The sequence below is a fragment of the Polymorphospora rubra genome, from assembly GCF_018324255.1.
In the GTDB taxonomy this organism is placed as follows: Bacteria; Actinomycetota; Actinomycetes; order Mycobacteriales; family Micromonosporaceae; genus Polymorphospora; species Polymorphospora rubra.
Map to the genome: position 1 here is coordinate 2,147,095 of NZ_AP023359.1, position 19,203 is coordinate 2,166,297.

The window sequence follows — 19,203 nt, forward strand, 5'->3', positions numbered from 1 at the left end:
GCTTGTTCGCCTCGATGATCGGCTGAACCACTACAGCTCCTTGAGAACGGCGGGCTCGAGACGGCGGAATACCCACCAGCCACCGAGGAAGACCACGAGGCTGCCGCCGACAGACGCGCTGAGCAGGAAAGCGTCGGGGAACTCGTCGGGATACCAGACCGCGTGGTGCAGCTGGAAGATTCCGACGAGCGGGTTGAGTTCATAGAGCACCTTGACCCAGGAGGGCATGTTCGACTCCTGGACCAGGGACAACGGGTAGATGATCGGCGTCGCGTAGAACAGGATCCGGGTCACCAGGCGCATGAACCGTTCCACGTCACGCATCAGCACGTTCATCGACGAGAGCAGCAGCGACAGACCGACCAGCAGGATCGCCTGGATCAGCACGGCGAGCGGCAGTGCGAGCAGGTTGAAGCCGAACTTCACACCGTCGGTGGTGATCGCGAAGAAGATCGCCAGACCGAACAGGATCGGCAGGCCGGCCAGATATTCGGCGAACCGGCCGGTCACCCGACCGATCGGGAACACCTCCCGCGGCATCCGCATCGTCGTGATCAGGCGGGCCTGCCCGGTCAGCGCGTTGGTCGCCTCGCCGATCGCCGAGTTGGTCCACATCCAGGCGAAGATGCCGGTCACCAGAAACAGCGGGTAGGAATCGGCCGCGCTGCCCAGGTGCCGGTTGGTGTCGGTGCCGTAGAGCAGGCCGAAAACGAACCAGTAGATGGCTCCCATGCCGAGCGGTTCGATCAACGACCACAGATAGCCCAGGAACGACTGCTGATACTTGACGGCAAGATCCCGCCGGACCAACAGTCGCAACGCGTTGCGACTGGACCACACCGCGTGGACGCTCGACGTCAAAGCCGCCTCCAGCTATCAGGAAGAGGGATCAGTAACCGGGTGCGTCGATGGCCGGCACCACCCGTAGGCAACCCCGGCGGCGCGCACGCGGTAGCGGCTGATCGCCGGCGCGGGGCCGCTGACGCGCCATAGGTTAGCAGTCCGTAATGGGCGGGGGTAGGCGGCCGAGGTAGCCACCCTCAGCACTCGATTACATTGACGGCCAACCCACCCCGCGCCGTTTCCTTGTACTTGACTTTCATGTCGGCACCCGTCTCGCGCATCGTTTTGATCACCTTGTCCAGCGACACCGCGTGTTCACCGTCGCCGTGCAGCGCGAGGCGGGCCGCGGTGATCGCCTTGATGCTGGCCACGGCGTTGCGTTCGATGCAGGGAATCTGCACGAGGCCGCCGACCGGGTCGCAGGTGAGCCCCAGGTTGTGTTCCATTCCGATCTCCGCGGCGTTCTCCACCTGAGCCGGCGTGCCACCGAGCGCCTCGGCGAGCCCCGCCGCGGCCATCGAGCAGGCCGAACCGACCTCGCCCTGACACCCGACCTCGGCACCGGAGATCGAGGCGTTCTCCTTGAAGAGCACGCCGATCGCGCCGGCCGCCAGAAGGAAGCGGACGATGCCGTCCTCCGAGGCCGATGGAACAAACCGGTGGTAATAGTGCATAACAGCAGGAATGATGCCGGCAGCCCCGTTCGTGGGCGCGGTCACCACCCGGCCGCCCGCCGCGTTCTCCTCGTTGACCGCGAGCGCGAAGAGCGTGACCCAGTCCATGACCCGCAGCGGGTCGGGGGTCGCGCCGGCATCGCTCTCCAGACTCCGTAGGAGTTCCGCCGCGCGCCGGCGGACCCGCAGGCCGCCCGGAAGCACCCCGGTACGCGTACAGCCCGCTGAGACGCACTCCCGCATCACCCGCCAGATCTCCAGCAGGCCGTCCCGGATGTCCGCCTCGGAGCGCCAGGCCCGCTCGTTGGCGAGCATCACCTCGCTGACCGAGAGCCCGGTCGACCGGGTCACCGCCAGCAGCTCCGCACCGGTCGTGAAGGGGTACGCCACGGTCGTGGTGTCCGGTTTGATCCGGTCCGCGCCGGCGGCCGCCTCGTCGACGACGAACCCGCCACCCACCGAGTAGTAGGTCCTGGCCCGGATCGACCGGCCGGTCCCGTCGTACGCGGTGAACGTCATGCCGTTCGGGTGGTACGGCAACGACCGCCGACGGTGCAGCACCAGGTCCCGGTCGACGTCGAAGTCGATGGAGTGCGCGGCGAGCACCGCCAGCCGGCCGGTGCCGCGTACGTCCTCGACCAGCGGGCCCACCTGGTCGGTGTCGACCGTTTCCGGCAGTTCACCGCTGAGCCCGAGCAGTACGGCCCGGTCACTGCCGTGACCGTGCCCGGTGGCTCCCAGCGAACCGAACAGTTCCGCGTGGATCCGCGCCGTGTCCGACAGCAGCCCGTCGGCCTTGAGCCCGGCGGCGAACGTGCGGGCGGCACGCATCGGGCCGACCGTGTGCGAGCTGGACGGGCCGATACCGATGCTGAAGAGGTCGAAGACGCTGATCACGGTTCTACACTGCGCCCACGGGGTAGCAACTGTCCATCCCACCGGACGGTCGGGAGCGGGCCGTTCAGCAATTCCGGCAGGACCGCTACCAGGGATCCCGTACCGGCACGGCGTAAGGGTTGACCACCTACGGGAGCGTCGACCGGAATCCGACTCCGGACGGAGGGTGCCGACATCGACCGTTCGTACCGTTGGATGTGGAGCGGCGCATCGCCGCCCGGAGAGGGAGAAGACGACCATGAGTCGCAAACTCGTACGCCCCCGCGATGACCGCATGCTGGCCGGTGTCTGCGCCGGACTCGCCCGCCGCTTCGGCATGTCGACCGGACTGGTGCGGCTCCTCTTCCTCCTGTCGCTGCTGCTGCCGGGTACCCAGGTGATCATTTACATCGCCCTGTGGATCATCATGCCGAACGAGGACCGGCAGCTCGCCTACTGACCCACCCCTCTGACGAGACGAAGGTCACCCCGCCCTGACGAAGCGAAGGCCCGGACGGCACCGCCGTCCGGGCCTTCGCCCACGCATCCGCCGGATGCCCTACTTGCGGATCGCGACGACGATCCCGCCGGACAGCCCTCGACCACGGTGAAGTGTTCGGGCGAGAACTGCTCCGGCGTGAAGGAGAGGCCGCGCACCCACATCAGCCGACCCTCGTTCTGCCGCAGGACGAAGATGTCGATCGGCCCGTACGCGGTCTCCCGCGAAGCGGCCGCGAACGCCGCCGGATCGGTGGTGTCGGCGACCCGCCGCAGCTCGGCGAACCGGTCGTCCCAGTGCACCAGGCTGCTGCTCGCCGTACGGTCGTTCTCGAGGTAGCCCGGCCACGGCAGGTAGGACCACAGCCGGTCGTCGACCGACAGGGTCGGACGGCTCGGATCAGGACCGGTGACCTGCTCGACGGCCCGCTCGACCTCGCGGACCGGGAACGCGGCCCGGCGCAGCTCCTCGTCCTTGGGCGCCCAGCGTGGATAGCCGCCACCGGGCAGCGGCTCGGAGTGCGCCGCGATCGTGTACTTGTTCCCCGCCTCCGGCATCCAACCCAACGTGTACGTCGCGCCGACCCAGGCCATGACCACCGCCAGCAGCGCGGCACCCGTCAGCCGGGGCGGGACGATCCGCAACCGGCGCAGCACGATCGGCGTCACGTGGGCCAGGGTGAGAACACCCGCGATGGCGAACATGACCGTGTAGAGCCGGGTCGTGTAGTGCAGGAACAGCGTGTGCTCGGTCAGCACGTGGCGGATCATCCCGATCAACCGGAACGCGTAGGTCCCGAGGATCAGCAGGGCCAGCGGCTGCGCCCACCAGGTCGACCGCCACAGCAGGACCAGGCCGACCAGGCCGACCAGTTGCAGCAGGCCGATCGGGCTGAACTCCAGGAACGGGAACAGGCCGGAGTTCAGGGAGGTGGTCTGGAAGAGGTCGGAGATCGAGTCGTTGCCCCGGGTCAGGATCGTCCAGAGCAGGGGCACCAGATACCAGGACGAGACCACGAACGACACGGCGATGATCAGCAGGATCCGGCGGACGTACGCCGCCCGCTGCTCCTCCCGGCGCAGCATGATGATCCCCAGCGCGGACATGCCGAGGGCCGCGAACCCCATCCAGAGCTGGTACGTCATCACGAGGGCGCCGCCGATCACACCGGCCCACAGCCAGTGCATCCGTTCACGGACCGGACGGGCGAACACCTCCAGCGCCCACGGCACGAACAGCGCGAGGGTCACCACCTCGAACGCCTTGCGCGGATCGGACCAGGCGATCAGTGACAGCGCCGAGATCGCCAGGGCGATCCACGGGTTCACGTGCCGACGCCACATCAGGAACGCGGCGAGCACGGACGCCGACATGAAGAGCACCTGGAAGTCGCCGACCAGGGTCCAGGCCGGCTGGTCGAGCAGCACCGCGGTCCGGCCGACGAGCCAGGGGAAGAACGGTGGATACTCCGCCGGCAGGTTGGGGATCAGGGTGTCGTTGCTGGTCCACGTGGTGGTGTAGCGCGTCGACGCCGCCGACATCCGGCTCATGTCGCCGACCAGGCCACCGAATCCGAACGGCGTCCCGGCCAGCGCGGCGCGCAGCATCAGGGCGGTCCACGCGGCGGCGAGCCCGGCGGCCACCCCCGCCACGACCTCACCCGACCAGCGGGTGGCGATCGCGAAGATACCGACGATCAACAGGAACGCGCCGAGCGTCGGCGCGAGCGAGGCACCGACCTTGAACGGGTCGAAGTCGGTCAGCGACGGCAGCACGAAGGCGACCGGGGTCGCCACCAGCCACGTGAGCAGGGCGATCGTGCCGCTGTTGGCAAGCCGGTGCGGCAGCCGCCGTCGGCCGGGCCCGGGGGCCGCCGGGCTCCCGGCCGAAGCCGGGTCCGCGACGTCCGCCGGCTTCCCATCGGCGTCCGCCGGCCGCCCGGCCTCGGCCGGGACGGTGCCGGCCGGCGGGTCGGACTCGTCCGACTCTCGACCGGCCGGCGCTGGCCCGGGTTCGTCCGTCGCCGCCGTGGGCAGCGGACGGTCCTGTTCGGGGTGGAGCGGGTCTTCCCGTACGGCAGTCGTGCCGTCAGCCACGGGTGGCCGCCAGCTCGTCCTCCGCCGCGACGACCGGGGTCGACGTCACCGGGGTGTTGATCCGGCGCAGGCTGAGCAGGCTGGAGAACAGCCCGGAGAAGAGCACCGTCACGCCGACCCCGATGGTGGTCGACGACGGCAGCACCACCCGCAGCGACTCGGTCAGTTCCTGCGGGCCGAACCCGGTGCTGCCCCAGACCGTCAGGGCATAGATCGAGCCGGCGAGCCCGAGCAGGGTCAGCACGAGGCCGGCCGCCGTACAGGTCTCGAACCGCACTATCCGCCCCCACCGGGCGACCTGACGCTGGCTGGTGATGCCTTCGGTGTGGCCGTAGAGCAGCGCGAACACACCGAAGAGAAGTAGTTGGGCGCCGACCAGCATCGCCAGGCAGGTATAGACCATGGTGCTGATGTCGAAGCCGACCCCGCCGACCTCCACCTGCCCGAACGAGAGGATCGTGGTGCCGAGCAGGCCCAGGACGAACATCGTCAGGCCCGGCCAGATCAGCGTCTTGCGCGGCGCGAAGACGAGCAGGAACCGCAGGTGCCGCCAACCGTCACGCCAGGTGCGCAGGTGCGGCGGCCGGCTGCGGCCGTCGGGCTTGAGGGTGGTGGGCACCTCGACGATGTCGTATCCGTTGAGCGCGGCCCGAACCACCAGCTCGGATGCGAACTCCATGCCGGGCATGCAGAGCTGGAGGTCACGGATCCGGTCGCGGTTGAAGCCGCGCAGACCGCAGTGGAAGTCGCCGACGTTGCGCAGGCCGAAGAGGCGCCGGCCGAGCCAGGACAACACGGGGTTGCCCAGGTAGCGGTGCAGCGGCGGCATCGCGCCGGGCGCGATGCCGCCCTTGAACCGGTTGCCCATCACGACGTCGTGACCGGCCCGCAGCGCCTCGACGAACGGCCCGAGGTTGGACAGGTCGTACGAGTCGTCGGCATCTCCCATGATCACGTAGCGACCGCGGGCCTGCTCGATGCCGTTGAGCAGCGCACCGCCGTAGCCCCGGATCGGTGCGTGCACCACCCGGGCGCCGGCCCGGACGGCGATCTCCTGGGATCCGTCGGTGGATCCGTTGTCGGAGACCAGCACCTCGCCGACCACGCCGAGCTCGTCCATGGCGCGGAGGGCTTTGGTGACACAGATTTCCAGGGTCTCGGCCTCGTTGAGACAAGGCAGCAGGACGGTCAGCTCGACGTCGTCAGTGGCGACAAGCTCTGACACAGGCGTTTCTCCCGGATTCGGCGATCGCGAGGCCCGGGACGTCACTGAGAACCTGATGCCGGGCCAGCCATAGACTGTGATGGTGCGTACCGCCGCACTGTAGCGGTGGCACGACGGAGGAGCGTACCCGGTAGTTGGCCCAAATGTGTTACCGACAATGTCCCGGAATCACCGTCAACCAGCCGTAAAAGTAACTGTCACCGTCTCGTAGCCCAACGACCGCAGCAGACCTTCGAGCATCTTCCGGGTGTTTTCCTGTGCCCGATCGGCCAGTCCGGTGTCGCGGGCCGCCGCCGTAATGCGTTCCTCGGCCAACCGATAGACCTCACGCTGGCGGTTGGGATCGCCCCCGAACACCTCGCCGAGCCGGTTGAGCAGGCCCCGTTCCTCGGCGAAGACATAGCTGTTCTCCAGATCGAGATTGGCGTCACCGAGCTGCGGCCCGGGCAACCTGATCTCGACGCTCTGGCCGTCGGCCGACTCCACGACCGCGCCCTCGGAGATCTGCGCGAAGTCGACGTACGCCTCGACGCTGCCGGCACCCACGAACAGGGTCCGCTCGCTGAGTAGGAAGTCCGGCACGTACTTGCGGTCGCGTTCCAGGTCGATGACGACCTGGAAGTTGCCCTCGGCGGCGACGTAACGGCTCAGGTCCTGAATCGACTTGAGCAGCGGCGGCTGGCTGCGGTCGGTCTCCTCCTCGACGAAGGGGTTGCGCCAACTGGGCAGCAGGCCGGTGGCCTGCACCCCCAGGAAAAGCAGGAGGACCACCCCGGCGACGCCGGCGAACAGGAGCAGCCCGCGGTTGCGGCCCGACGGCGGCTGGTGGGGACCGGCGGCCGGCGGCTCATTGGTCGGCCTGTCGTCGGCCGGCTCGACCGCCTCGGCGGAGTCGTCGGACCACGGCGACGGCGCGTCCGGCGCTGTCGCCCGACCTTTCGGGTATTCCGGGAACTCCCGGGTGGGCTGGTGCGCGTCTCCGTTGCGGGACATCGACCTCACCGTCCTCAGCAGACCTGCCGCCCTGAGCGGACCCGCGACGGAATCGAACGTGATCAGAATCCGTCGGGACTCCACTCCCTACCGCAGACGGTACGGCTCCCGTACGACACCCGCGACTCGGGCCGCACCCGTCCGCCGCGACCAGGAGAGGTCGGATGCCGGCCGGCCGGGTCAGGCAAACGCCGACAGCCCGGTGAGCTTCTGTCCGATCACGAGCTGGTGGATCTCGGAGGTGCCCTCGTACGTCAGCACGCTCTCCAGGTTGTTGGCGTGCCGGAGCACCGGATACTCGCCGCTGACGCCGTTCGCGCCGAGGATCGTCCGGCACTGGCGGGCGATCTCCAGCGCCTCCCGGACGTTGTTGAGTTTGCCCACGCTGACCTGCTCCGGCCGCAGCGTGCCGGCGTCGGCCAACCGTGCCAGGTGCAGCGCGAGCAGATAGCCCTTCTGGAGTTCGACGGCCATGTCGGCGAGCTTGGCCTGGGTGAGCTGGAAGCCGGCGACGGGCCGGCCGAACTGCACCCGGCTGACGGCGTAGTCGATCGCCGTCCGCAGGCAGTCACGGGCCGCCCCGAGGCTGCCCCAGGCGATGCCCTGCCGGGCCTCGGTCAGGCAGGACAGCGGCGCCTTCAGCCCGACCGCGAGCGGGAGCCGGGCGTCGGCCGGCAGACGTACGTCGTCGAGGACGATCTCGCCGGTCGACGAGGCGCGTAGCGACATCTTGTTGCGGATCTCGCCGACGGTGACCCCGGCCGAGTCCATCGGTACGACGAAGCCGCGTACCCCCTCGTCGGTCTGCGCCCAGACCACCGCGACATCGGCGACCGGCGCGTTGGTGATCCACATCTTTCCGCCGGTGAGCACCCAGTCGTCGCCGTCGCGCCGGGCGCGGGTCGTCATCGCGGATGGGTCGGAGCCGTGGTCGGGTTCGGTCAGGCCGAAGCATCCGATCACCTCGCCGGCGGCCATCGGCGGCAACCAGTACCGCTTCTGCTCCTCGCTGCCGTAGCGCCAGATGGCGAACATCGCCAGCGAGCCCTGCACCGACACCAGCGACCGTACGCCGGAGTCGCCGGCCTCCAGTTCCAGGCAGGCCAGCCCGTAGGCGACCGCGGAGGAGCCGGCGCAGCCGTAGCCGGTCAGGTGCATGCCGAGCAGGCCGAGTCGACCGAACTCCAGGGCCAGCTCACGGATCGGGGCGTGGCCCTGCTCGTACCAGCCGGCGACGTGCGGCCGGACCCGGTCGTCGACCACCCGGCGCACCACGGCCCGGATCTGCCGCTCCTCGTCGGTGAGCGAGTTGTCCAGATCGAGCAGGTCGAGCGGGGCGACCCGGCTCATGACAGGTTCTCGCTGCACTCGCTCACGCCGCCACCCTAACGACCGGTCAGCCGGCCAGCACCAGGACCCGGGCGTGGATCTGGTTGCGCTGTTGCAGCGCGGCCCGCAGCGCGCGGTGCAGGCCATCTTCCAGGAAGAGGGCGTTCTGCCACTGCACGACGTGCGGAAAGAGGTCGCCGTAGAAGGTCGAGTCCTCGGCGAGCAGTTTGTCGAGGGCCAGCTCACGCTTGGTGGTGACCAACTGGTCGAGCCGCAACGGCCGGGGCGGGATCTCGGCCCACTGTTTCAGGGTGAGTCCGTGATCCGGGTAGGGACGCCCGTCCCGAACCGCTTTGAAGATCACGGTGCGCTCCCCCCATGTCGGAACAAATCTATCGGATCGACCCGGCGAACGACCCCGCCGATACCGCTGCCAGCGTAGCGAGCATTGCCGACATCGCGGTTTGTTACCCGATGTCAGTTTCGTTGCTCTCCGGCATCGAATGATGATCCTCTCGCGTCCCAGCGGCCACGATGCACCACCTGGTCGACCGGCCGTCGCCCACGCCGCAGCGACGGCGAGCGGCGGTCCGGTGCCGGATATCCGATGCTTATCGCACCGATCGGGGTAAATTCATCGGGTACGCCGAAAGCATCCCGATAACTCGCGGTGCGTTCTGGCGGAATTCCGAAGAAACAGGCACCAAGCTCCTCGTCGACAACCGTCAGCAACATCAACATCGCGGCGAAGCCGGTGTCGATGTGCCAGTACGGCACCGGCCAGCGCGCCTCGTCCCGGTCCGCCCAGCCCTTGTCCGGCTCGGCGTACCGGTCGAGATAGACCGACCGGTTCGAGTGCGGTACGACGATCAGCGGCGCCTGTCGCATCCCCGTCAGCCAGCGGCTCTCCGGAGCCCCCTGCGGCGTGGTCGACGCCCAGAACCGTTCCCGGTCCGCCGGGCTTTCGAGCACCAGGAACCCCCAGCCCTGGGAGAACCCGGCCGACGGGGCGCGTACGGCGTGGTCGAGCAGCCGGTCCACCACCGCCGCCGGCACCGGCCGGTCGGGGTCGTAACTGCGCACCATCCGGCGCCGTCGGACGACGTCGCGGAACTCCATCACGTACTCCGATCGGGTGGGTCAGGCCGGGCGGATGCCCCAACTCGCGGTGAACGTCTCGCCCGGGGCGAGCACCACCAGACCGTGCCCGGACCGGAACGCGTCCGGCGGGCAGGTCATCGGCTCGACCGCCACCGAGCGACGGCGCCGTTCGCCGGGCAGGGTGTCCCCGGTGAACACCTGCCACCAGCCGAAGGACCGGTCGGCCCAGACGGTCACGGACGCCGTGCCGTCGGCCGCGGCGAGGGTGACCGCCGACCCGCCGTCGGCCTCGGTCTCCAGGTCACCGAATGCGGTGTCGAGCTGCGCCGTACCGATCCGCCGGGGCGCGGTGAAGTCGTGCTCGCCGCCGGCGACCTTCGCCGCGCCGATCGGCAGCAGCCGGCCGTCGACCAGCACCCGGGTACGGGCCGGCACCCGAAGCAGCAGGTCGTCGACGGGCACCCCCGGCAGGCGCAGGTAGGGGTGGGTGGCGAGACCGAAGGGCGCGTTCCCGGCACCGAGGTTGGTCGCCTCGTGCGTGGCCCGCAGCCCGCCCGCACCCACCTGCCACCGGGTACGCAGCAGCAGCGGCCACGGATAACCGGGCTGGGCGGGCAGTTCGTACTCCACGGTCACCGCCCCGGGCACCTCGTCGACCAGCCGCCACCGGACCCAGTTGGCCAGGCCGTGCAGGGCGTTGTGCCGCACCGGTTCGGTGATCGGAAGCTGGTGCGCGACGCCGTCGAAGGTGTAGCGGCCGTCCCGGATCCGGTTCGGCCAGGGGACCAGCACCTGCCCGGCCCCGCCGACGCACATCTCCTCGGCGGCGTACCCGTCCACGTGGTCCACCCCGGCGGACCGGTAGGCCCGCAGGCCGCCGCCCACCTCGACCACGACCGCCTCGTGCCCGTCCGCAGCGATCGTCCACTGTGCACCCGACGGTGGCCGCGGGCCGGTATCGACGTTTTCCATGCCGGGACGATAGCCGCCCGCGACCGGCGGTGCCGGCTCCACCGGTCGTGAACGGCCCGTCACCCGGTGGTCCGGTAGCGCAGCAGGGTCGGGAACGCCAGCGCCAGCGCGAGGGCCAGCACCGCCGCGAGCACACCGCCGGCCACCCAGGAGAAGCTGACACCGAACGCGGCGGCCATCATCCCGGCCCGCAGGTCGCCGAGGCGCGGCCCGCCGGCGACCACCACCGTGTTGACCCCCTGGAGCCGGCCGCGCAGCTTGTCCGGCGCGTAGACCTGGAGCATCGACTGCCGGAAGACCGCGCTGACCAGGTCGGCGGCGCCGGCGACCGCGAGCAGCAGCACCATCAGCCACAACTGGCCGGCCAGCCCGGCCAGGGCCACGGCCACGCCCCAACCGACCACGGCGACCACGAGGGCGACGCCCTGCCGGCGTACCCGGCCGATCCAGCCGGAGGTGAGCCCGCCGAGAACCGAGCCGATGGCGATGGCGGCGAAGAGCCAGCCGATTGCCGCCCCGCCGCCGAACCGCACCTCGGCGATCTCCGGGAACAGCGCCCGCGGCATGGCCAGCATCATCGCGATGACGTCGATGGCGAACGAGAGCAGCAGCACCGGCGTGGTGGCCAGATACCTGATCCCGACGGCGATGCTGCGCAGCCCGGCCGTACGCGGGCCGGGGCTGTCGTCGGGCTCCGGCGGGACCGGCGGCAGCCGCAGCGTGGCCCACACCGAGACGGTGAAGAGCACCGCGTCGACGGCGTACGCGATCGGGAGCGCGAGGTCGGCGTCCCAGCTGGCGAAGATCACGCCCGCGGTGAGCGGACCGAGGACCATGGTGGCCTGGAAGGTGGTGAAGTGCAGCGTGTTGGCGGCCGGCACCAGTGCCTTCGGCACCAGCCTCGGCACGATCGCCTGCCGGGTCGGCGAGCTGACCGCGAAGGCGCTGGTCTGCAGCGCGACCAGGACCAGCAGCAGGACCGGGCTGCCCAGCCCGAGCAGCGCCTGGCCGAGCAGCCCGAGGGTGGACAGCCACATCAGCGCCGAACTGGCCAGCAGCAGTTTGCGCCGGTCGACCACGTCGGCGACCGCACCGCCCCACAGGCCGAAGACGAGCAGCGGCACCAGTCCGGCCACGCCCAGCAGTCCCACCCAGAACGATCCGCCGGTGAGCGCGAACATCTCGACCGGCACCGCGACGGCGGTGAACTGGAAGCCGAACATCGAGACCGCGTTGCCGACCCACATCCGGCGGTAGGCCGGGATCCGCAGCGGCCGGGTGTCGATCGCCCACCGCGACGGCGACGGGCCGTCGTCGTCGCTCTCCTTGACCGGCCGGTCGTCGTCGACGCTGGTCATCGCGCGCCCCCGCGCCGCAGGGCCCGGCCCGTCGCGGTCACGGCGCGAGCCGTTCGACGGTCCACGACCCGTCCTCGGTACGCCGGTAGCGCAGCCGGTCGTGCAGCCGGCTGGCCCGTCCCTGCCAGAACTCCACGGTGTCCGGCACCACCCGCAGACCGCCCCAGTGCGGCGGGGCCGGTACCGGGCCGGTGGCGAAGCGGGCGGTGGCCGCGGCGTAACCCGCGTCCAGTTCGGCCCGGTCGGCCAGCACCCGCGACTGCGGACTGGCCCAGGCGCCGAGCTGCGACCCGTGCGGTCGGGCGGCGAAGTACTCCTCGGTCTCGGCCCGGTCGACGGGCTCGACCCGTCCGCACACGATGACCTGCCGGTGCATGGCGAACCACGGGAAGAGCAGGCTCGCGTACGGGTTGGTCAGCGCCTCGACGCCCTTGCGCGACTCGTAGTTGGTGTAGAAGACCAGCCCACGTCCGTCGTGCGCCTTGAGCAGCACGGTACGGGCACTCGGCCGGGCGGCCGGGTCGGCGGTGGCGACCACCATCGCGTTCGGTTCGGGCAACCCGTACGCGACCGCGTCGGCGAACCAACCCACGAACTGGGTGTGCCAGTCGGCTGCCAGATCCCCACGAGAAAGGCCTTTCTCGGCCGGATACTCCTGCCGCATTCCAGCCGGCCACACTGTGTCGCCCGTCACGTTCACCTCTCCCGAACCCGGACTGAGCTGCCTGGATGGTCCCCCATCGGCCGACAGATCGCGGCAACCACCCCACCACGACACGGTGAGCAGCGAGGATGTCGCACACAGCACACCATCGGTGGGTCGCGCGGAAGTTACCCGCCAGGCAAGATGTCACGAACCACATCGCCGAGGGTCACCGCGACCCCACCGGACACCACCGGATGAGCGCCGCACCCGCTCGCACAGACAGATCAGGAGAACGAAATGTCTGATTTCAAGCCGGGCCTGGAGGGCGTGATCGCCTTCGAGACCGAGATCGCCGAGCCCGACAAGGAAGGCGGGGCGCTGCGCTACCGGGGCGTCGACATCGAGGACCTGATCGGGCAGGTCTCCTTCGGCAACGTGTGGGCGCTCCTGGTCGACGGGCGGTTCGGCCCCGGCCTGCCACCGGCGGAGCCGTTCCCGGTACCGGTGCACTCCGGCGACATCCGGGTCGACGTGCAGTCGGCGGTCGCCATGCTGGCCCCGTACTGGGGGCTCTCCCAACTGCTCGACATCTCCGACGAGCAGGCCCGCACCGACCTCGCCCGGGTGTCGGTCACCGCGCTGTCGTTCGTCGCCCAGTCGGCCCGCGGTCTCGGCCTGCCGGCCGTACCGCAGAAGGAGATCGACAAGGCGTCGACGATCGTCGAGCGCTTCATGAAGCGCTGGCGCGGCGAGCCCGACCCCCGCCACGTCAAGGCGGTCGACGCCTACTTCATCTCCGCCGCCGAGCACGGCATGAACGCCTCCACGTTCACCACCCGGGTGGTCGCCTCCACCGGGGCCGACGCCGCCGCCTGCATCTCGTCGGGCATCGGGGCACTGTCCGGGCCGCTGCACGGCGGCGCGCCGTCCCGCGTACTGCACATGATCGAAGGCGTCGAGCGCAGCGGCGACGCCGCCGGCTACGTCAAGGGCGTACTCGACCGGGGCGAGCGGCTGATGGGCTTCGGCCACCGGGTCTACCGGGCCGAGGACCCCCGGGCCCGCGTGCTGCGGCGCACCGCCAAGGAACTGGGCGCACCCCGCTACGAGGTGGCCGAGGCGCTGGAGAAGGCCGCGCTGGAGGAGCTGCACAACCGCAAGCCCGACCGGGTGCTCGCCACCAACGTCGAGTTCTGGTCCGCCGTCGTACTCGACTTCGCCGAGGTGCCGGCGCACATGTTCACCTCGATGTTCACCTGCGCCCGGATGGGCGGCTGGAGCGCGCACATCCTGGAGCAGAAGGCGCTCGGCCGGCTGGTCCGCCCGTCGGCCACGTACATCGGGCCCGGCCCGCGCAAGCCCGCCGACGTCGAGGGCTGGGACGCCACCCCGCACGGCGTCTGACCGTATCCGGCGCCCCGGGGCGCCCCTGCCCGGCAACCGGCCGGGCGGTGGGCGCCCCGACGCGTGTTCACCGGATGTGTTGGACGACTCACCTCCACGGGCGGGATCACACCCGGTGGGCACCTGCGAAGGTGGAAGGATGGGTGCTCGGCAACGCCGCCGGGTATTCCCGCCAGACCGACTGGCCCGCGCCAGCTCGACAGGCTTCTGCCAGCTCACATGGGGCTAGCCGCCCGCCCGAGAGGATCTTCGATAACCGTGGCTGACGTTTCGACCATCCGGATCCCCGACGAGATCAAGCCCGCCGACGGCCGGTTCGGCTGCGGGCCGTCCAAGGTGCGTCCCGAGGCAGTTTCGGCGCTCGCCGACGTGGCCACGACGTACCTCGGCACCTCCCACCGGCAGAAGACGGTCCGGGACCAGGTCGCCCGCCTGCGGCGCGGCCTCACCGACTTCTTCGGCCTGCCCGAGGGCTACGAGGTGATCCTCGGCAACGGCGGCACCACCGCGTTCTGGGAGGTCGCGACGTTCGGGCTGGTCCGCGACCGGGCCCAGTTCGCGAGCTTCGGCGAGTTCGGGGCCAAGTTCGTCAAGGCGGTCAAGGACGCGCCGTTCGTCGGTGACCCGACGGTACACAAGGCCGAGCCGGGCTCGGCGCCGGCGCTGACCGCCGAGTCGGGCGTCGACGTCTACGCGACCCCGCACAACGAGACCTCCACCGGCGTGGCGGTGCCGATCCGGCGGGTCGCCGGTGCCGACGACGGCGCGCTGCTGCTGGTCGACGCCACGTCCGGCGCCGGCGGTCTCGACGTCGACGTCGCCGAGACCGACGTCTACTACTTCGCCCCGCAGAAGTGCTTCGGTTCCGACGGCGGCATCTGGATCGCGCTGATGTCGCCGGCCGCGCTCGCCCGGGCCACCGAGATCAAGCAGTCCGGCCGCTACATCCCGGCCTTCCTCGACCTGGTCACCGCGATCGACAACTCGCGGCTGGAGCAGACGTACAACACCCCCGCGCTGGCGACGATCTTCCTGGCCGCCGAGCAGACCGACTGGATGAACGCCCAGGGCGGGTTGTCCTGGGCGGCCAAGCGCACCGCCGAGAGCGCGGCGACCGTCTACGGCTGGGCCGAGCGGTCGTCGGTGGCCACCCCGTTCGTCACCGACCCGGGTCTGCGCTCCAACGTCGTTGCCACGATCGACTTCGCCGAGGGCGTCGACGCGGCGGCGGTGGCCAAGGCGCTGCGGGCCAACGGCATCGTCGACACCGAGCCCTACCGCAAGCTCGGCCGCAACCAGCTGCGGGTGGCGCTGTTCCCGGCCGTCGACCCGGCCGACGTCGAGGCGCTGACCAAGAGCATCGACTACGTCGTCGAGCGGCTCTGACCCGCTCCCGGCACCGGAGCGACGTCGTACGGTGCGGTGGGGACACCCGGGCCGGGTGTCCCCACCGCACCCGGCTCTGACGGAAACCCAGCTCACATCGGTCGGCGTGGCCTACTCCCATCGGGTGACCGACCGGCGTACCTTGTTTCAAGGACGCCCCGGCGTGGCTGACTCGGGGCATCGGCGGCCAGGGCGACAGCCGGGTCGCAGCGGCCAGCGCAGCGGGACGGAGGCAACGCGATGCGCCCAGTACGCTTCGTCGCCCTCTCCGAGGACGGTCAGGCCATGGTGCTCACCGACGAGGTGGGTCGCCTTCTTGCGCTGCCCATCGACGAGCGGGTGTCCACGGTTCTGCAAGGCGACTCGGGCAGTGGCGGCAGCACCGGTCTCACCGTGGCGGTGCCGCCGAGTGACCTGACGCCCTCCCTCTCGCCACGCGACATCCAGGCCCGGATCCGGTCCGGCGAATCCGCCGACGACGTCGCCCGCATCGCCGGTGTGCCGGTCGACCGGGTGCTGCGTTACGCCGGCCCGGTGCTGCAGGAGCGGGCGATGCTGGCCCAGCACGCGCGCCGCACCCGGCTGAAGAACTCCGACAAGAACGCCCCGCTCGCCGAGGTCGTCGACAGCCGCCTGGCCCAGCACGGCATCGACACCGAGAAGATCTCCTGGGACGCCTACCGCCGCGACGACGGCACCTGGCGGATCGTCGCCACCTGGCCGTCGGGGAAGGCGACCGCCCAGGCCATCTGGGAGCTCGACAAGACCCGCCAGGTCGTCGCCCCGCACGACGACATGGCGCAATACCTGTGCGCCGAGCGGCCGACCCCGATCCTCGGCCACGAGCCGACCACCGAGCGGGGTGGCCATGCGCTGCCCGGCCCGTCGCGCGGCGAGCCGAGCCGGGGCGGGCACGGACTACCGACCGCGGCGCCCGGCGACCACGCCCGGCCCGCCCGTGACCCGATCCGGGCCGGACGGGACGCGCTGCTCGCCTCGCTGGACCGCCCGCTCAGCCCCGGCCCGGGCCGTGGGCTCGACCCGGCGGCCACCGTGGACCAGCCCCGTCAGCGGCCGGTGGCCGGTGGCGCCGCGGCGCTGCTCGGTGGCGGCGGTGCCGGCTCCGCCTTCGACGACGACGCCGACCTGCCGAAGGAGGTGCCCGCCGTGCCGTCGCTGGCGGTGCTGCGGCCACGTCGCACCACGGGCGGTGCCGCGGCGGCGAACGAGGCCACCGACGCCCCGGGCAAGTCGCGCAAGCGTCTGCCGAGCTGGGACGACGTCCTGTTCGGCAGCGGCCCGGCCGCCCGCGAAAGCTCCTGACCCACACGCTTCGAGGCGCGACGCCCCGGGCCCGCGCCGATCAGCCCAGGTCCGCGCTGATCAAGGGGATACTTCGGGCATCTCGCCCCGCGTGAGCCACGATTGGCCCTTGATCGGCGCCGAGCCTGGAGCGCTAGGCACTCGAAGTCCACCCGTGACAGGGTGAGTGACATGGAATACACCAACCTCGGGCGCACCGGCCTGTCGGTGAGCCGGCTCTGCCTCGGCACGATGAACTTCGGACCGCAGACCACCGAACCCGACAGCTTCGCCATCATGGACCGGGCGCTGGAGCACGGGCTCAACTTCTACGACACCGCCAACGTCTACGGCTGGAAGACCGGCGAAGGCGTCACCGAGCAGATCATCGGCCGGTGGCTCGCCCAGGGCGGTGGCCGACGCGAGAAGGTCGTCCTGGCGACCAAGGTCTACGGCAGGATGGGCGACTGGCCCAACGAGCAGGGACTGTCCGCCCGGCACATCATCCGGGCCTGCGAGGACTCGCTCCGCCGGCTCCAGACCGACACCATCGACCTCTACCAGATGCACCACGTCTCCCGCAGCACGCCGTGGGAGGAGATCTGGCAGGCCATGCAGACCCTGGTCGACCAGGGCAAGGTGCTCTACGTCGGCTCGTCGAACTTCGCCGGCTGGCACCTCGCCGCCGCGCAGGAGTCGGCCGCCCGCCGCAACTTCCTCGGTCTCGTCTCCGAGCAGGCGATCTACAACCTGTTCACCCGGCACATCGAGCTGGAGGTGATCCCGGCGGCCCAGCACTACGGCATCGGCATCATCCCGTGGTCGCCGCTGCACGGCGGCCTGCTCGGCGGGGCGATCCGCAAGCTCGCGGAGGGGGGCGCGGAGCGCGCCAAGAGCGGCCGGGCGGCCGAGGCGCTTGCCGAGCACCGGCCCACCGTCGAGGCGTACGAGAAGCTCTGCGCGGACCTCGGCCACGATCCCGCCGACGTGGCGCTGGCCTGGCTGCTGTCCCGCCCCGGCGTCACCGCGCCGATCATCGGGCCGCGTACGGTCGAGCAGCTCGACAAGTCACTCGGCGCGCTGGAGGTGACCCTCTCCGACGACGTACTGGCGCGGCTCGACGAACTCTTCCCGCCGGTGGGCAAGGGCGGGCCCGGCCCGGAGGCCTGGGCCTGGTAGATCCCCGGCCCGGCCGCAGGTCACAGCGGCCACGACCCGAGCCGGTCGTACGTCGGACGCGGGCCGGGATGGCTGCGCATCAGCACCATCTCGGCCAGCGGCCACCACGGGCCGACGTATCCGGCCAGCTCGACGAGATCGGCGTTGACGGCCGCCCGGGTCAGCCGCTCCCCCGGCCGGGCGAGGGTCAGGTGCGGGCGCAGCGGGCGCCGGTCGTACGGCACCCGGGCCCGCCTGAGTTCGGTCCGGACCGCGTCGCTGACCAGCGCCAACGCATCGACGTCCCCGTCGAGACCGACCCACAGCACGGTGAACCGTCCGCGGCCGAACCGCCCACCGCCGGCCAGCCGCAACCGGGCCACGACCGGCGCCGCGCCCGCTTCCGCCGCCACCGCCTCCGACACCACCGGCTCCGACACCACCAGATCCGCTTCCGCGCCGGGCTCCGGGACGACCGGTTCCGCCGGGCGGGCCGGTTCCACGGGACAGGACCAATCTGCCGGCCGGGACAGTTCTGCCGAGCCGGGCAACTCCGCCGGCCGGGCCGGGCGGCGCGTCCGGGTGGTGCCACGCCGGCGGGACGGCGTACGCCAGCCCTGTGCCGCCCGACCCAGCGCGTCCCGTACGTCGGGTAGCCGCCCGTCCTCGACGTCACCGATGAACGCGAGCGTGACGTGCAGGTTGTCGGCGCTGGCCCGGCGTACGTTCACCCCGTCGGCGGCCGCCTGTCCGATCCGCAGCCGGTCGGCGTACGCCCCGACGTGCGTGACCACCTCGGTCGGCGGGTAGAGGGCGACGAAGAGCCTCACCGCGGCTCGCGCCGCTGCCACGTGGTGGCCGCCGGCAGCAGCAGACCGGCGGCGGCCAGTTCGCCCTCCACCCGGATCCGTTCGATGTCCAGGTCGAAGCCGGCGAGTTCGTCGAGGTGCTGGGGAATGCCGAGGCTACGGCTGGCCATCCGGAGCCGCTCGTCGTAGGCCTGCGCGAACGCGCTGCGCCACAGCAGGCTCTCGCTGCCCAGATAGCGCCGCTGCACGGCGAGCCGACGCAGGTCGGCCGCGAGCTGCTCGATCGGCACCCGCCCGGCATCGGTGGCGGGTCCGGGGCCGGTCAGGCCGGTGACCTGCTCGAGTCGGTCGACCGTACGCCGTTCGCGGCGGGCCCGGCGACGGGCGACGAGCCGGGCGGTCACCCGATCGATCATCTCGTCGGCACAGATGAGCGCCGCCACGGCCGCCGGCAGGCACAGCACGGAGAGCAGCGCCAGTGGCAACACCAGGGCGTCCACGAGGGGCCACGACCTTCGGCACGGGACGGTGG

General features: G+C 70.9%; 18 protein-coding genes. 5 read left to right on the plus strand and 13 right to left on the minus strand.

Annotated elements, in window-relative coordinates:
* Positions 1-30: 30 nt before the first annotated feature.
* The gene (locus Prubr_RS09785; RefSeq protein WP_212824132.1) at positions 31-861 is read right to left on the minus strand and encodes an ABC transporter permease; all 831 of its coding nucleotides are present in this window, start codon (positions 859-861) and stop codon (positions 31-33) included.
* A gap of 179 nt (positions 862-1,040) precedes the next feature.
* Entirely contained in the window at positions 1,041-2,414 is a 1,374-nt protein-coding gene (locus Prubr_RS09790) for an L-serine ammonia-lyase (RefSeq protein WP_212824134.1), read from the minus strand.
* A 238-nt stretch (positions 2,415-2,652) separates the two neighbouring features.
* On the opposite strand from Prubr_RS09790, the gene Prubr_RS09795 reads away from it, so the two are divergent.
* Positions 2,653-2,853 (plus strand): PspC domain-containing protein, encoded by a 201-nt coding sequence (locus Prubr_RS09795; RefSeq protein ID WP_212824136.1) that lies wholly within the window; start codon positions 2,653-2,655, stop codon positions 2,851-2,853.
* Here the strand turns inward: Prubr_RS09795 and Prubr_RS09800 are convergent.
* The 9 genes from Prubr_RS09800 to pdxH all read right to left on the minus strand — a co-directional run bounded on the left by Prubr_RS09800 (position 2,847) and on the right by pdxH (position 12,666).
* A complete protein-coding gene (locus Prubr_RS09800; RefSeq protein WP_212824138.1) occupies positions 2,847-4,988 on the minus strand; it encodes an arabinofuranosyltransferase in 2,142 nt (713 codons plus the stop codon). The genes Prubr_RS09795 and Prubr_RS09800 overlap by 7 nt on opposite strands.
* Positions 4,981-6,213, minus strand: coding sequence for a glycosyltransferase family 2 protein (locus Prubr_RS09805; RefSeq protein ID WP_212824141.1), 1,233 nt, complete (start codon positions 6,211-6,213; stop codon positions 4,981-4,983). Before Prubr_RS09805 ends, Prubr_RS09800 begins: the two co-directional genes overlap by 8 nt.
* A 174-nt stretch (positions 6,214-6,387) precedes the next feature.
* Positions 6,388-7,206 carry a DUF4230 domain-containing protein gene (locus Prubr_RS09810; protein WP_212824143.1) on the minus strand — a complete coding sequence of 273 codons (819 nt, stop codon included), beginning with the start codon at positions 7,204-7,206 and terminating at the stop codon, positions 6,388-6,390.
* A gap of 180 nt (positions 7,207-7,386) precedes the next feature.
* Positions 7,387-8,556, minus strand: a complete 1,170-nt coding sequence (locus Prubr_RS09815) for an acyl-CoA dehydrogenase family protein (protein ID WP_212824158.1) — start codon at positions 8,554-8,556, stop codon at positions 7,387-7,389.
* A gap of 46 nt (positions 8,557-8,602) precedes the next feature.
* The gene (locus Prubr_RS09820) at positions 8,603-8,899 is read right to left on the minus strand and encodes a type II toxin-antitoxin system VapB family antitoxin (protein WP_212824160.1); all 297 of its coding nucleotides are present in this window, start codon (positions 8,897-8,899) and stop codon (positions 8,603-8,605) included.
* 113 nt (positions 8,900-9,012) lie between these two features.
* Positions 9,013-9,654, minus strand: coding sequence for a nitroreductase family protein (locus Prubr_RS09825; RefSeq protein ID WP_212824162.1), 642 nt, complete (start codon positions 9,652-9,654; stop codon positions 9,013-9,015).
* Positions 9,655-9,675: 21 nt separating this feature from the next.
* Positions 9,676-10,608 (minus strand): aldose 1-epimerase family protein, encoded by a 933-nt coding sequence (locus Prubr_RS09830; protein WP_212824164.1) that lies wholly within the window; start codon positions 10,606-10,608, stop codon positions 9,676-9,678.
* Between the two features lie 59 nt (positions 10,609-10,667).
* A complete protein-coding gene (locus Prubr_RS09835; protein WP_212824166.1) occupies positions 10,668-11,966 on the minus strand; it encodes an MFS transporter in 1,299 nt (432 codons plus the stop codon).
* Positions 11,967-12,003: 37 nt separating this feature from the next.
* A complete protein-coding gene (pdxH, locus tag Prubr_RS09840; RefSeq protein ID WP_212824168.1) occupies positions 12,004-12,666 on the minus strand; it encodes a pyridoxamine 5'-phosphate oxidase in 663 nt (220 codons plus the stop codon).
* 243 nt (positions 12,667-12,909) lie between these two features.
* Here pdxH and Prubr_RS09845 point away from each other — a divergent pair, with 243 nt between their 5' ends.
* The 4 genes from Prubr_RS09845 to Prubr_RS09860 all read left to right on the plus strand — a co-directional run bounded on the left by Prubr_RS09845 (position 12,910) and on the right by Prubr_RS09860 (position 17,883).
* Positions 12,910-14,016, plus strand: a complete 1,107-nt coding sequence (locus Prubr_RS09845; RefSeq protein ID WP_212824170.1) for a citrate synthase 2 — start codon at positions 12,910-12,912, stop codon at positions 14,014-14,016.
* A gap of 258 nt (positions 14,017-14,274) precedes the next feature.
* The gene (gene serC / locus Prubr_RS09850; protein WP_212824172.1) at positions 14,275-15,402 is read left to right on the plus strand and encodes a phosphoserine transaminase; all 1,128 of its coding nucleotides are present in this window, start codon (positions 14,275-14,277) and stop codon (positions 15,400-15,402) included.
* Between the two features lie 240 nt (positions 15,403-15,642).
* Positions 15,643-16,725, plus strand: coding sequence for a septation protein SepH (gene sepH / locus Prubr_RS09855; RefSeq protein WP_212824174.1), 1,083 nt, complete (start codon positions 15,643-15,645; stop codon positions 16,723-16,725).
* A 171-nt stretch (positions 16,726-16,896) separates the two neighbouring features.
* Positions 16,897-17,883: an aldo/keto reductase gene (locus tag Prubr_RS09860; protein ID WP_212824175.1), complete on the plus strand. Its 987-nt coding sequence runs from the start codon at positions 16,897-16,899 to the stop codon at positions 17,881-17,883.
* Between the two features lie 20 nt (positions 17,884-17,903).
* Here the strand turns inward: Prubr_RS09860 and Prubr_RS36775 are convergent, their stop codons facing one another.
* Together Prubr_RS36775 and Prubr_RS09870 are read right to left on the minus strand one after the other, a co-directional pair.
* Positions 17,904-18,692, minus strand: a complete 789-nt coding sequence (locus Prubr_RS36775) for a 2'-5' RNA ligase family protein (protein ID WP_246568519.1) — start codon at positions 18,690-18,692, stop codon at positions 17,904-17,906.
* Positions 18,689-19,171 (minus strand): hypothetical protein, encoded by a 483-nt coding sequence (locus tag Prubr_RS09870; protein ID WP_212824177.1) that lies wholly within the window; start codon positions 19,169-19,171, stop codon positions 18,689-18,691. The genes Prubr_RS36775 and Prubr_RS09870 overlap by 4 nt, the downstream gene beginning before the upstream one ends.
* Positions 19,172-19,203 lie beyond the last annotated feature (32 nt).

Coding starts and splice junctions, on each gene's coding strand:
- Prubr_RS09795 (WP_212824136.1), top strand. CDS start 2,653: ATGAGTCGCAAACTCGTACGCCCCCGCGATGACCGCATGCTGGCCGGT.
- Prubr_RS09860 (WP_212824175.1), top strand. CDS start 16,897: ATGGAATACACCAACCTCGGGCGCACCGGCCTGTCGGTGAGCCGGCTC.
- Prubr_RS09845 (WP_212824170.1), top strand. CDS start 12,910: ATGTCTGATTTCAAGCCGGGCCTGGAGGGCGTGATCGCCTTCGAGACC.
- Prubr_RS09825 (WP_212824162.1), bottom strand. CDS start 9,654: ATGGAGTTCCGCGACGTCGTCCGACGGCGCCGGATGGTGCGCAGTTAC.
- Prubr_RS09830 (WP_212824164.1), bottom strand. CDS start 10,608: ATGGAAAACGTCGATACCGGCCCGCGGCCACCGTCGGGTGCACAGTGG.
- Prubr_RS09810 (WP_212824143.1), bottom strand. CDS start 7,206: ATGTCCCGCAACGGAGACGCGCACCAGCCCACCCGGGAGTTCCCGGAA.
- Prubr_RS09835 (WP_212824166.1), bottom strand. CDS start 11,966: ATGACCAGCGTCGACGACGACCGGCCGGTCAAGGAGAGCGACGACGAC.
- Prubr_RS09815 (WP_212824158.1), bottom strand. CDS start 8,556: ATGAGCCGGGTCGCCCCGCTCGACCTGCTCGATCTGGACAACTCGCTC.
- sepH (WP_212824174.1), top strand. CDS start 15,643: ATGCGCCCAGTACGCTTCGTCGCCCTCTCCGAGGACGGTCAGGCCATG.